This window comes from Bradyrhizobium genosp. P, assembly GCF_049949265.1.
In the GTDB taxonomy this organism is placed as follows: Bacteria; Pseudomonadota; Alphaproteobacteria; order Rhizobiales; family Xanthobacteraceae; genus Bradyrhizobium.
Genome location: NZ_CP188195.1, coordinates 1,957,120 through 1,970,239 on the forward strand (window position 1 = coordinate 1,957,120; position 13,120 = coordinate 1,970,239).

At 59.5% G+C, this 13,120-nt stretch carries 13 protein-coding genes; 11 read left to right on the top strand and 2 right to left on the bottom strand.

Going from position 1 to position 13,120, the window contains the following annotated elements:
* Positions 1–56: 56 nt before the first annotated feature.
* From ACP2YO_RS09645 to ACP2YO_RS09675, 7 genes are all read left to right on the top strand, one after another.
* The gene (locus tag ACP2YO_RS09645; RefSeq protein ID WP_426440654.1) at positions 57–1,688 is read left to right on the top strand and encodes a GMC family oxidoreductase; all 1,632 of its coding nucleotides are present in this window, start codon (positions 57–59) and stop codon (positions 1,686–1,688) included.
* 77 nt (positions 1,689–1,765) lie between these two features.
* Positions 1,766–1,915, top strand: a complete 150-nt coding sequence (locus ACP2YO_RS09650; RefSeq protein ID WP_426440655.1) for a hypothetical protein — start codon at positions 1,766–1,768, stop codon at positions 1,913–1,915.
* 114 nt (positions 1,916–2,029) lie between these two features.
* The gene (locus tag ACP2YO_RS09655; RefSeq protein WP_426440656.1) at positions 2,030–2,989 is read left to right on the top strand and encodes an ABC transporter substrate-binding protein; all 960 of its coding nucleotides are present in this window, start codon (positions 2,030–2,032) and stop codon (positions 2,987–2,989) included.
* A gap of 136 nt (positions 2,990–3,125) precedes the next feature.
* Positions 3,126–3,935: an ABC transporter substrate-binding protein gene (locus ACP2YO_RS09660; protein WP_426440657.1), complete on the top strand. Its 810-nt coding sequence runs from the start codon at positions 3,126–3,128 to the stop codon at positions 3,933–3,935.
* 1,207 nt (positions 3,936–5,142) lie between these two features.
* Positions 5,143–5,343, top strand: a complete 201-nt coding sequence (locus ACP2YO_RS09665; protein WP_426443114.1) for a leucine zipper domain-containing protein — start codon at positions 5,143–5,145, stop codon at positions 5,341–5,343.
* 35 nt (positions 5,344–5,378) lie between these two features.
* A complete protein-coding gene (locus ACP2YO_RS09670; RefSeq protein WP_426440658.1) occupies positions 5,379–5,858 on the top strand; it encodes a DUF2231 domain-containing protein in 480 nt (159 codons plus the stop codon).
* The gene (locus tag ACP2YO_RS09675; RefSeq protein ID WP_426440659.1) at positions 5,855–7,177 is read left to right on the top strand and encodes a PQQ-dependent sugar dehydrogenase; all 1,323 of its coding nucleotides are present in this window, start codon (positions 5,855–5,857) and stop codon (positions 7,175–7,177) included. The genes ACP2YO_RS09670 and ACP2YO_RS09675 overlap by 4 nt, the downstream gene beginning before the upstream one ends.
* A 327-nt stretch (positions 7,178–7,504) precedes the next feature.
* Here ACP2YO_RS09675 and ACP2YO_RS09680 read toward each other — a convergent pair whose 3' ends face one another.
* Positions 7,505–8,992, bottom strand: coding sequence for a hypothetical protein (locus tag ACP2YO_RS09680; protein ID WP_426440660.1), 1,488 nt, complete (start codon positions 8,990–8,992; stop codon positions 7,505–7,507).
* Positions 8,993–9,580: 588 nt separating this feature from the next.
* Between ACP2YO_RS09680 and ACP2YO_RS09685 the strand changes: the two genes are divergently transcribed.
* The 4 genes from ACP2YO_RS09685 to ACP2YO_RS09700 all read left to right on the top strand — a co-directional run bounded on the left by ACP2YO_RS09685 (position 9,581) and on the right by ACP2YO_RS09700 (position 12,608).
* Positions 9,581–10,741, top strand: coding sequence for a tetratricopeptide repeat protein (locus ACP2YO_RS09685; RefSeq protein WP_426440661.1), 1,161 nt, complete (start codon positions 9,581–9,583; stop codon positions 10,739–10,741).
* A 35-nt stretch (positions 10,742–10,776) separates the two neighbouring features.
* A protein-coding gene (locus ACP2YO_RS09690) for an IS630 family transposase (protein WP_426435017.1) occupies positions 10,777–11,726 on the top strand; the annotation gives its coding sequence in 2 pieces (ribosomal slippage) (positions 10,777–11,113 and positions 11,113–11,726; 951 coding nt in all).
* Positions 11,701–12,225 carry a hypothetical protein gene (locus tag ACP2YO_RS09695; RefSeq protein WP_426440662.1) on the top strand — a complete coding sequence of 175 codons (525 nt, stop codon included), beginning with the start codon at positions 11,701–11,703 and terminating at the stop codon, positions 12,223–12,225. The genes ACP2YO_RS09690 and ACP2YO_RS09695 overlap by 26 nt, the downstream gene beginning before the upstream one ends.
* Positions 12,189–12,608 carry a hypothetical protein gene (locus ACP2YO_RS09700; RefSeq protein ID WP_426440663.1) on the top strand — a complete coding sequence of 140 codons (420 nt, stop codon included), beginning with the start codon at positions 12,189–12,191 and terminating at the stop codon, positions 12,606–12,608. The genes ACP2YO_RS09695 and ACP2YO_RS09700 overlap by 37 nt, the downstream gene beginning before the upstream one ends.
* Here the strand turns inward: ACP2YO_RS09700 and ACP2YO_RS09705 are convergent, their stop codons facing one another.
* Positions 12,609–12,746 carry a hypothetical protein gene (locus ACP2YO_RS09705; RefSeq protein WP_426440664.1) on the bottom strand — a complete coding sequence of 46 codons (138 nt, stop codon included), beginning with the start codon at positions 12,744–12,746 and terminating at the stop codon, positions 12,609–12,611. It lies immediately after the preceding gene.
* Between the last annotated feature and the right edge of the window lie 374 nt (positions 12,747–13,120).

The window sequence follows — 13,120 nt, forward strand, 5'->3', positions numbered from 1 at the left end:
CGCCGGGCTTGGCGTAAACCGGCGGCACGCCGGCACTGCATTCACAAGGAATCCCCATGAACGTAAATTCCGCTGAATTCGAAGAGGCGGTAACGGCAAATCAGCGAAGGCTTCGCGCGAATCTGCGGTCGCGTTACGATTTTATCGTGTGCGGATCCGGATCCTCGGGCTCGGTCGTCGCGCGACGATTGGCCGAGAATCCGGACGTCTCGGTGCTGCTGATCGAGGCCGGCGGCACCGACAGCGTGCCCGAGGTAGAGATGGCGGCGGCTTGGCCGCAGAATCTGGGTAGCGCGCGCGACTGGGGCTTCGCGGCTTTGCCCAATCCGCACCTCAACGGACGTACGATCCCGATGAGCATGGGCAAGGTGTTGGGCGGAGGATCAAGCATCAACGTCATGATCTGGGCTCGTGGCCACAAGAGCGACTGGGATTATTTTGCTGCCGAGGCCGGTGATCCCGCCTGGAGCTATGAGTCCGTCCTCGCCATCTACCGCGAGATCGAGAATTGGCAGGGCGCGCCCGATCCGGCCCGACGCGGACGCGATGGTCTGCTCTACATCACGCCGCCGATCGAGCCAAACCCCGTCGCAGTCGCAATGCTCGACGCCGCCGCGGAACAGGGCATATCCGTCTTCAACGATCAGAACGGCGCCATGATGGAGGGCCCGGGCGGTGCGTCCTACTTCAACCTGCGCATACGCGACGGCCGGCGGCAGTCGATTTTCCGGTCCTACGCATTCCCGCTGATGAACCGGCCGAACCTCACAGTGCTGACCGACACCCTGGTCACCCGCGTGATCATCGAAAGGGGAGCGGCAATCGGCGTGGAGTGCCAACTCGACGGTCGGGCCCAGCGCCTTCACGCTTCGCAGGAAGTGATCCTGTCCCTGGGTGCCATCCACACCCCGAAGGTGCTGATGCAGTCCGGTGTTGGCGACGCGGACACGCTGGCATCCCTTGACATTCCCGTGATCCAACACCTTCCCGGAGTGGGCGCGAATTTTCAGGACCACATCTGGGTCTCGAGTTGCATCTGGGAATATCCGGAGCCGGTGGCCCCCCACGATAATGGTGGCGAAGCCACCATCTTCGCCCAGAGTACCCCGGAGCTGGACAGTCCGGATATCCAATTGCTCCAGATCGAGTTTCCCGTCGCGAGCCCCGAGCTGGCGGGACGGCACTCGATACCGGCCGGATCCTGGGGGATCTTTCCGGCGCTGCTGCGTCCGCACAGTGTCGGCCGTCTGCGCCTGACAGGCGCCAAACCGGAAGATCCCATCCTGATAGACTCGCAGATCCTTTCCGATCCGGCCGACCTAGTCGCTTTGCGGCGATGCGTGGAACAGGCGCGGGAGATCGGCAACGCTCGGGCACTCAGGCGCTTCGTAAAGCGGGAAGTCATGCCGACGGCGCTCTCGCCTGCAGCGATGGACGATTTCATCCGAGACGGGGTGATGACCATCTGGCATCAGAGCTGCACCGCAAAGATGGGGCGGGATCGCATGGCTGTCGTGGATAGCCGCCTAAAAGTCTACGGCATCGACCGTCTCCGCATTGCCGACGCCTCGGTCATGCCGCGGGTTCCTCTGGCTAACACTATGGCTCCCAGCGTCATCATTGGCGAGCAGGCGGCGAGGGCCATCGTCCGTGAACGTCAACTGGCCGCAACGGCGGTGGCTCCTTGATGATCTCGGCGAACCATCAAATCAGCCGAGGGCAGTCCGAGCCTTCTTCTCGGCCGGCGAGCCCTTCGACCATTCCCATGCTGACCGGGCTGTGCGCCTTTGCCGAGGCGGATCTCGAGCGTCTGAAGGAGATCGTCGATCGCCATCGTCCGGTGCTAGACATGCGTAATCCCACACCGCTCGAGTTTTCGCTTCGTCGGGGTACGCTGAGCGCGGCGGTTGAGTGATCTGGTACGGCACGTGCACACGCCTATCCGGGCTGAGAAGCGGAAGTTTGTCCCAATATGCTGTGCGAATATGAAAACACTATCTCGCTTGTCCGGCTTAGCGTGAGACGGTTGATGTTTGGCGCGGATGACTGTCGGCCACTGAAAGCGCGAATCCTTCATCTGCTGGAAAAAAGCCCTGCGAACGCTGGAGTACGACGAATGGTCTCGATTTCTAATCTGAAAACAAGAATACGCATCTCACCAAATCCTCCTGTATTTGACCTTCCGATCCTGGTTGCGCTGGAACATGGCCTGTTCGCTCAGGCGGGGCTGGATGTCGATTATTCCGTCAAATATGCCGACCACGACAAGCTCGAGCGTGACGTGCTGAAGCGGCAGAAAGAGGCGCTGTTCGAGCAAGGCGCCGCCGAAACCTTCAACGTATGTGAGTGGGGCGGTATCGACCGCCTGGAGCGCGGCGCGGGCCGCGGTAAGATCGCAGCACTTCGTCCGGCGATCGCGGCTCAGGCTATCGTTTCCTTCGACCCGAAGCTGCAGTCGCCCCGCGATCTCGCGGGCGTTGCGATTGGTATCAACGACTTTACCGGGTCGCACTACACGACCATCGGGCTGCTCGAAGGCGCGATCGGCAAAGATCAGATTATCACGACCCATGTCGGGGCGCCCGAGGTTCGGCTTCAGGCGTTGAAGGAAGGCCGCGTTCGTGCCGTGACGGTGATGGAGCCCTTCATCAGCCTGGCCTTGAAGCAGGGAGCGCATCTGATTGCGCTAACGTTCTACCGCGGCGCCGAGATCGTATCGCCGGATTTGGGTCCGCTCGATATCGGGACTTATTTCAAGGTGCTGGATCAGGCCGTCGATCTGATCAATGCCGACTTTGGCAAGTACGCGCATTATATCGTCGGCATCGCGAAGGATCAGATCGGCCCGGATGAGCTGGATGGCCGCTTTGTCCGCTACACCCATGCGGAACGTTATTCGCCCGAGCTTTTCGATCCGGCCTATCACTGGATGAAGGAGAGGGGCTTTACCGACGGGCGGAATAACCATGATACGCTGGTGGTTTCCTAGGTGAATCCTCGTCAACGTCCCGATCGAGGCGAGCAGGCGATCTTACTCGCCTGGTCGGCGCGCGCTGTCGAAAGTGCCACGAATGGTAAGTGAAAAAGCCGGCAGCTTGTCGCGGTGGTCGCCGAGTCGGAGGAGGTTGCTTGGTGGCCTGGCCGGCGCTGCTGCTGCGCCGTTTGTCTTGAAGAGCCCGGCGCTGGCACAATCGAAGCCGGTCGTGAACGTTGCGTTGTCGACGCCCGGAAGCGCAGGCTCGATTTGGCGCGCGGTCATCGGCACGCTCGATCCGGCGTTGAGTGCGGATTTCGATTTGCACTGGATTGCGGGCGATCCCGGGCAGATGCAGGTTCAACTCGCGGCGGGTGCGCTCGACGTCGGGCTGTTCGGCGCGATCGGTCTTGCGACCCTGGCGCGGAAGGGCAGCGATATTACGCTGTTCGGTCCGGGGCTCAACAATCACGGACGCATCGTCGTCCGCGCCGACAGTCCCTATCGCAAGCCTTCCGATCTCGTCGGGAAAAAGGTCGCGACCCAGCCGAAGACAACCGAGACCTATCAGCAGGCGCGCGTGGCGTTATCGCTGATCGGAATCGATATGGACCGCGATTTCGAGATATTTTTCGGGCCGCCGACAGCCAATCTGGCACTGTTCGATCGCGGCGACGTCGATGCCGTGATCGTGGTCGAGCCCACCGCGACTCGCGCGGTCGGTGCCGGCGCGCGGGAACTCGCAACGGTAGGCGACATCTGGAAACAGTCTTCCGGTGTCGGCGCCGCGCCCTTCCTGGTCGGTCTGGCGGCCAAGCGGAGTTGGCTCACCCCCAATCGGAAACTTGCTTCCTCGGTAGCTCGGCTGTTTTCGCGAGCCAACGGCGCCCTGCATGGAGACCCCAACCTTTTCGTGCGATACGCCAGCGACATGGGCCTTCGTCCCAGACAAGCGGAATGAAAATCGAGGACGAAGAAGTCTTCGGCCCGGTTCTTCGGACCGCAACACCAGGGAGTTGCTCAGATCCAGAATGCTGCGCCGATCCAACACGACGAAGGCGAACGCTTTAACGCGCATTACGAAATGCAGAACGCGCCAAGAGCGGAGGCCGCTCGCGGTCCTGTCGACGGGGTGCTTCAACGGGACGATATGGACCTCCACCTCCAATGGATCCAGCGTCCGGAGAGCAAAGAGCACGCCAATTCCCATACGGATTGCACGGATCGGCGCACACGAGCTGTGCCAATTCGCGACAGACCGCGCTTTCTGCTGATTGATCATTTTTACCTCCACGGCCGGTCGAACCATCCGGCGACGCTCCGCAGCAAGTTATTTAATTGTGTCGGAAATATGTCTTCGGTTACACTATCTAAGATCGCGTTTTCAATATTGGTTGTGTCGCTGCGTCTCAAATCCAGCCGCGTTTCGGTCGGTTCGCGCAACGAAGGAATCGGAAACTGCGTGCAAAGGAGGAAGTCTTGCGCGGATACCCAAGGATTCGTCGTGCGAATGGGGCTTGACCGAAGAACAGCTCAACTTTTTAACTCTTGATAGGAGCTACCTTGTGCTCTCGAAACGCTCTCGCAGGCTTCGTCGAACATCGACAGCGAGGCGTTCTGCTTATCTCGAGGCCGTCTTCCGCTTCGGAACGCTGGTACGCCGGAGGCGGCCGACCTTCTCCGTGTCGGTGTCGAAATCCAACCTGAACCTCGTTTCGAAGAGGGAGCGTATCCGTTCAAGCACTGCTCGTCGGCGCGGGTCTACCTTGGCGGGAAGTTCTCGTTCCACGACCACGACCGTTTTTCTGCTGATCCCGACAAGCCGCGCGAGTTCTCCCTGATCCACACGAGCGAGTTCCCGCGCGAGCTTGAGCATTTTCGGAGAAAGAAGTGGGCGAATCTCGCGTTTGGCCAACCAGTGAATCCAGTTCGAATGTGAAGGATTCATTTGCCGATGGAGCAGACTGTCTGTCCAGTACAAGGATTCGATATCCTAGGCTTTTTGTCGGCCCGGGCGCGTCGTCTGCGTCGCAGGCACAGAACAGCTGCTTTCGAATGCGCCCCGAATCCTTGTGCAATGCTTGCGTCCGGACGAGGCCGTTTCTTCGGGCGCCTCGAAATTGCTTATCGCGCCGCGACGCCGCAGAGCGCAGCAGAAGCCTGCGTCGGTGGCCCGGGATTTTCAGGTCAGCGCCAAGACCATGCTTAAGCGGGTTGCGCGGTTTCGCGCCGAGGGTTCGGTCGGTCTAGATGATCGAAGCTCTCGACCACACCGTATTGCGGGCACCGGATATGGCGCACTATTCGATTGTTTTAACGGCAACAGTGCGGCTGGCCCAGTCTCAGGTGTCGCTGAGTATAGAAACTGAGGAACGGGTTATTGCCGCCCTGGATTGCAGGATTTATGCTGACCGAACTCAGTCGCGCAAGGATACGGGAGAAACAGATGGCGGGGCCAATTGGCAAGAGCCGTATGCATGAGCCATTGCACCCGTTTTTTGTTGGATTGGGTGGCGCGTTGCTCATGGCCGCTCTGTTCACGGACTACATGTACACGAGCAATTCGCTGATGCAGTGGGCCAACTTCTCTGTTTGGCTGATCACTGGGGGACTCGTGCTGGCGCTTCTCGCCACAATCTTCTTGGTAGTTGACTTCGCGCTCGGGAGGGCCGGACCGATCCGTTGGCTCGATTTTGGTTTGGTAGGGTCTGCCGCAGTTCTCTCCCTGGTCAACGTCTTCGTTCATACGCGAGATGCGTGGACGTCGGTTGTCCCAACCGGCATCACTCTGTCAATCATCGTCACCATCCTGCTCCTTGCCGCTGGTCTTCGAGGCTGGTGCGTTACCGCCGTCAAGACCGCGAGCCGGGGAGAAAGCGAATGATCGCGAATCGGGTTCGAGCGACTTCGGGACTGATGATTCTGGCGTTGCTCGCCGCCTGCGGTGACCAAGGCGGCGATCCATCAAAACAATATGGACCGAATCCAGACCTTCCCGAAGCTCACCAATATCTGGTGCCGCCCATGAGCGTACCGCTGGCAGTTGGCTGGAAAGCTGAGGAAACGCCAACGGTGCCCCGCGGCATGCGCGTTCAGGCGATGGCGACCGGACTGATGCATCCGCGGATCGTCTACCCATTGCCCAACGGCGATATTCTTGTCGTCGAAGCCAACGGTCCCGGTACCAAGCCATTCCGACCCAAGGATTACATCTCAGGCAAAGTAAAGGCGCGAGCCGGTGCCTCCGACAAGGGTGGCAATCGCATTACTTTGTTGCGTGACGCGAACGGCGATGGCGTTCCGGAGATGACGACTGTTCTGGTCGACCATCTGCACTCGCCGTACGGCATTGCATGGGTGGCGGACACGTTGTATGTCGCCAACACCGACGCGATCATCGCCTTTCCGTTCACGCCGGGGCAGACGAAGATTACGGTGGCCGGAACAAGGCTTGCCGATTTGCCCGCAGGCCCGATCAACCACCACTGGACCAAGTCGATGGTGGCCAGCCCGGATGGATCAAAGCTGTATGTCGGGGTCGGCTCCAACAGCAACGTCACGGAGAATGGGATAGACGTCGAACAAGGGCGTGCAGCGATCTACGAGATTGATCGTTTGACGGGCGCCAAGCGCCTTTACGCGACCGGAACGCGCAATCCGACGAACCTCGCCATCCAACCTGGAACGGGGCAATTGTTCGCTGTGGTCAATGAGCGGGACGAGATCGGGCCGGATCTGGTTCCGGATTATCTATCATCCATCAAGGACGGCGGTTTCTACGGCTGGCCCTATAGTTATTGGGGACAGCATGTGGATGTGCGCGTCCATCCGCAGGACCCAGCGATGGTGGCGAAGGCAATCCAGCCGGATTACGGCCTCAGCTCCCATGTTGCGGCACTCGGCCTCGTATTCAGTCAAGGAGAAACGCTGTCACCGGAGTTCGCCGAGGGTGCGTTCGTTGGTGAACACGGCAGTTGGGACCGCGACCCGCTGAACGGCTACCAGGTGATCTTCGTCCCCTTCGTGAATGGACGGCCAAGCGGGATGCCGACCCCCGTGATGACGAACTTCCTGGCACCGGATAAACATACGGTTCACGGGCGGCCGGTCGGCGTGGCACTTGACCGGACCGGTGCCCTGGTCGTCGCTGACGATGTCGGGAACGCGGTCTGGAGGGTGAGCGGCTCGGTCGGCCGAGACTGAGTGCGAATATCAACGCCGTTCTCAATAAGAAGGGTCGCGCTCGCAAGGCGACCTCTGTTTTGCCAAAACCGACGTCGCCGCAGACGACCCGATCCATCGGATGGCCGCAACCGGACGACGAGGACTACCTCGATCGCGAATAGGGCATCCCGCACTTGAAGGGGTTGCCATGCCGCATCGCGAAGCTGAGCCAGCGGAAGGCCGATCGAGCCTGATGACGCGACGAAACGCCACCGCCGTTTTGCCGGTACTGCCCCCAATCGGCCGAAGGTGGCCAATCTGAGCGCCTATCACCGATCGAATCCAGCACGCTAGGCAACAAGCGATCTAATCAGGATAGATGCCGCCAGCATCCAGGAACGCCTTCAAGAGGGCGTCGCTCCAAAGCGCCATCGCGGCGGTCTTCTCGGGGATGCGTTGTGCCTGAAAATACCAGCGCTTGCCCGTTCTACCGACCTGGTCGAGTTCGTTTCGGCGGTCCCCCGCGATCTCGTGCCCGATCATCAGGGAAGCAGTGCCTGGGGGCAGGGGCGTGTGGTCGAGAATGAAGTCGCCGAGCGTGGAGCGGATGACGTGCATGGAGAACGCCGGGATCCTATGCAGCACGTTTCGATGATTGCCTTGGCGGAGGCCTCTCATACTACGCAGATGGTTCGCGAGCGCCGATCCGGATGCGGGAACATCGCCGACGCTCATGACCCGAGAGGCGAATACCCATTTGCTCGAGCGGTTGACGATGCGGTTATGCTTGCGCTCCGACGCCGCCTTCTTCCAATCGCGTCTGCAGCAATCGATGATGTGCAGACCGAGAGGGGGGATGGGCAGCGCGAACGCATCCTGGGTTTTCATGACTTCCGGCTGCCAGGTGGCCAATCCCCAGCCGGGCTCGCCGCGCGGATCTTTGAACTCGACGTCTTCGAGGGCGACCCACGTACCCGAGCCGCGGCGGTGCCCGGTCAGGGCGTCCCACCACAGTCCCCAGCGCACGGACGGGGAGACGCGGGCATTGCCGGTGCGCGAGGCACAGAACCGTTCGTGTTCGGCGAGAAGTTGGCCGAGGTGTTCGACCTTGAAATTCTCCTTCTTCTTCCTCAGTGCCTTCTGGCGGGCGACCCTTTCCTTCACCTCGTCGTCAGTCCGCAGACGTTTTTGGGCGAGCAGCCACCACTGGCGACCCGTAAGGCCGCTTTCCTTCCTCCTGTACGAGGCGGCCCAAGAAAATGCGGCTTGCGCGTACGCGCGGAACTTGCGGTACGCGCTGAACCCGTGATCCGCATGCAGCTTCTGCTGAACGCCTTCGAACCAGTCCTCGTTCAGATCGACAAGCTGCTTATTGTCGTGCTTCGAAACCTCCGGCCTAGCAAAAACGAGCCGGGCGTCGTTCTGCGTCTCGGTCGAAGGGTAGATAGGCTTGCCGGATGCGTCTTCCCGCATTTCCGACAGCTGTTTCTTATACTCCGCCACGAGCTTGCCCCACGTCCAGCCGGGGATCTCCTGCGCCGTGCCGTCGGTCTGCGGCCGGCCATCCAGCTTGGCCCATTCGGCCCGCACCAATTTCTGAGCGTCCCGCAATCCAAGGAATCGATCGCCTAGTGCGCTGCCGCGCTTGCGCAGTTCGGGAACCTTGCTCGCCTTTGCGGGCGGAATTGCCGTTCCGATCTTGAGGGTGCGGGAACGGGTTTTCACCAGCCAGGAGGCCGAATGACCGCGGACCCTGAGGACCCAGTAGGGCTGCAGCCTGTCGCAGAAGTCCACGATCTCGTTCGTGCCCGCGATAGCCAGCTCGACGGCCCCCTCGACCGTCTCAGCGGTCATGTCTACGCGACGTGATGCCATTTTCCATTCCCGAAGACTAGGATTTCGGTGGTACGTACCACGGTCGTACCGTCGAAGTCCAAAAATATCGTCGGCGGAAAGGGGACAAGGAACGGTTTCGAAGCATTTTTTCAAGAATTATTGCGCGAAACTGCTGTACAAACGCGCTTGAGCATAAGAGGCGGTAAATCATAATCCTGGGGTCGGCGGTTCGAGTCCCTCTCCCGCTACCATAGTTCATGCAAGCATCTGAGTTAGTTGGATAACTTTGGCAATTGTCCGGCGCCGGTAACCGGCTGCCCAATTCACACCCGTGCAATCGACCCATCTTGAGCGCATCTCTCACTGCGCGGAAGGTCGCGAACGATTGCTAAACTTGGTAAATTGTGGAGGCGCATCGCGCGCGCGAATGGCCGTCCATGACTGCGCTGATTGAAGCCGCAGGGCTCCGTCTCGACCGCTGTTTGCGGGCCTTGCAAATCGGGTAGCCAACGCCGCTTCCGGCGATGAAGGCCTTAACGGTGGACGGTAGCCTGCACCCAGTATACAGGTGCGGTCTCGTCCGATGGTTACCCTCGGTAGCAGTAGATGCCTGACCTTGCTAAGGTCTTTAGAGATGCGCTTGCCGCGTTCCACGGCAAGGATCTGGTTCGGGCAGAACGGCTCTTCAGCCGCGTTCTCAAAGTCGATCCTGCCAACGTCGCGGCGCTCAACCTAATCACAATTGTCCTGATGACCATGGAACGGTTCGCCGAAGCGGAACGCCATGTCGAAAAGGCGACATCACTAAATCCGAATTCTGACGTATCATTTTACAACTACGGACTCATTTGCAAACGCTTGAACAAGCCAAAGCGAGCCCTTGAGCAATTCAACAAGGCTCTCGCGCTCAATTCGAGCGTTGCCGAAACGTGGAACAGTCGGGGAGCGGTCTATAACGAACTCGGAGAGCATAAGCTTGCGGTTGGGGATTTTGATAGAGCAATTTCGCTAAACCCAGCTTTCGCAGAAGCGCATTCAAACCGAGGCAACGCACTCCTGATGCTTAAACGTAGGCCGGACGCGATTGTCGCCTACGACAGAGCGTTATCTCTCAGGCCGCAGCTCGCAGGCGCTTGGTTTGGTCGAGGCAACGCCCTTTACGACCTCAACCGATACGACGAAGCTTTTGAGGCCTACGACAAGGCATTCAGGATTGAACCGGAACTGGAAGATGTCGAGGGAGTGCGGCTTCATACCAAGATGCGTTTGTGCAACTGGGATCGCTTGGAAGAAGAGGTTGCCCATCTGACGGCAACGATTCGAGCTGGTAGAGGGAGTTGCGGCCCATTCGCGCTGCTGTCTCTGTCCAATTCGAGCGGCGATCATTTTCGTTGTGCTGAAGCGTGGGTAGCGCGCAAGTGTATGCCATCACCCAAACCACTTTGGAGGCGGGGAGACGTAGTTCACGGCAAAATACGGCTTGGCTACGTCTCCACCGATTTTCGCATGCATGCGACGGCGCATTTGATCGCCGAGTTAATCGAACTGCACGACAAGAAGCGGTTCGAGGTGTTTGGCTACTCGATTGGGAAAGACGATCAGTCCAACATGCGGACGAGACTGACGAACGCCTTTGACAGCTTCATCGACTGCGAAGCTCAAGCAGATTCCGAGATTGCACGCACGATTGCCGAAACGGAAATTGATATTCTAGAGCATTTTCACAATTGGTGGAATCGGAGGATTCCCAGCGCGGTTGCTCCATGATTCAGTTTCCGCATTGATTCGAGGCGGAGGCTTTGATGGGAGCACCTTATTCTCAAGATTTGCGTGAACGGGTCATTTCCGTCGTCGACGGCGGAATGGGAGCGTATCAGGCAGCGCCGCTGCTGCGGGTCAGCGTTTCCTACATTTACAAGGCGCTGGGGCGTTGGCGGGCGACTGGCGAGACGACGGCTCGCCCGTCGGGCCGCGGGCCGGCTCCGAAACTTGCTGCTCACGATGAAGCGCTGCGCCAGCGGATCGTGCACAAGCCAGACGCCACGCTGGAGGAGATCCGGGCGTGGCTGCTGGCCACGCACGACGTGAAGGTCAGTATCGGCTGCTTGTGGAAGCGCCTGCGCCAGCTCGGCCTGACGCTCAAAAAAAGTCACTGAGAGCTGCGGAGCAAGATCGGGCCGATGTCGCCGAGGCGCGTGTGGAATGGCGCGCCGGTCAGGCGGAATTGAGCCCGGAGCGCCTGGTCTTCATCGACGAGAGCGGCGCGTCCACCAAAATGACCCGGCTTTACGGCCGCTGCGCGCGCGGCAAGAGGCTCGTTTGCACAGTCCCGCACGGCCATTGGAAAACAACCACCTTCGTCGGAGCTTTGCGCCAGGACGGCATGACCGCGCCGTGCGTCTTCGACGGCCCGATGAACGGCGAGACATTCCTCGCCTGGGTCGAGCAGTTCCTCGTTCCGACGCTGCGGTCGGGCGACATTGTCGTGATGGACAATCTGTCGAGCCACAAGGTCAGGGGCGTCCGCGAAGCCATTGAGGCGGCCGGTGCGATGTTGCGCTATCTGCCGCCATACAGCCCGGACCTCAATCCGATCGAGCAGTTCTTCGCCAAATTAAAGTCCCTGCTGCGCAAGGCAGGCGCACGAACTCTCGAAGCCCTCGACAACGCAATCGCCGACGCCCTTACCCGCTTCTCGCCAACAGAATGCCTGAACTTTCTCGCCGATGCCGGTTATCGTCACCAACCATGAAAACGCTCTAGTTGACTTGAATGGCTTCACCAGAGGCGCACGGACAGGTATTTTTTCGCACCGCGCCGCCCCGATACAGGTCAACTATCTCGGTTTCCCCGGGACCATGGCCGCACCCTATATTGACTACATCATCGGCGACACAACGATCTTCACATCCTCAGATCAGAGCGCATATTCCGAGAAGCTTGTCACACTTCCGCACAGCTACCAGCCCAACGACCGGGCCAGATTCATTGCGGATAGCGAACTCAGCAGAAACCAATTTGAGCTTCCCGAAGGCCGCTTCGTCTTTTGCTGCTTCAACAATAACTATAAGATCCTACCAGCGACCTTCACATCCTGGATGCGTATATTGGACGCCGTAGACGGAAGTATCCTCTGGTTGTTGGCCGACGGTCAAACCGTAATAGAGAATCTGAGGACCGAAGCCAAATACGCGGCATCGATCCGACCCGTCTGGTGTTCGCCAAACGAACGACGCCTGCGGAACATTTAGCGCGACACCGTCTCGCAGACCTGTTTCTCGACACGCTACCCTACAACGCGCACACCACGGCGAGCGACGCGCTTTGGTCAGGCCTGCCGGTGTTGACGTTGCGTGGCAACACATTCGCAGGCAGCGTTGCCGCGAGCTTGTTGAACGCCGTTGGCTTGTCCGAACTCATCGCGCAAACTTCGGAAGGGTACGAGAGTCTCGCGATCGAATTAGCCACACAACCGGGGAAGCTTGCCGCCATCAAGAATAAGTTGGAAAAAAACCGCTCGACCACTCCCCTATTTGATACGCCTCTTTATACGCGCCATATCGAAGCTTCGTACCAAGCGATGTTTGATAGGCATCAGAACGGTCTGCCACCGGACCACATTTGTTTGTCCTAGCTACAGGTTTAGTCGGTAGGTGAGCCCGAGTTGATCATCTTCGACGGACTCACCCGCCGCGGCGACGTCAGCGCGATCGTTGAGATTCACGAATTGATCAACAAGCTTGCCGGCGAGGGCGAGGGCAGTCGTGGTCATATCTTACCCCCTGCAGGAGATGCTGGCCTTATCGGATCGCATCATCGTCTCGCGCCACGGCAGGTGGTGGAAGGAGTCGTGCACGCTCGAAGCCACTGACGAAAGATCGTGTGTTGCACCGATCCACTAATCCTCGCAGCGTGCAGATATCGATGCGTCGACGTTCGATGAGATCGAAACGCGGAACCTCCGACGACGGGCAGCAACGATCGCAAGCGACATGGATGGCGTGACTACTAGAACCGGACGCGATGTGAGTATCGTCGGCACTAGGTTACCCACAGGCGTACCGATCGAGATGGGACGATTCTGCCGCCGCGCTGGGCTGTCCGGTCGCCTCAACCGGACGAGGCGAGTCGACGCGCGGAAATCTT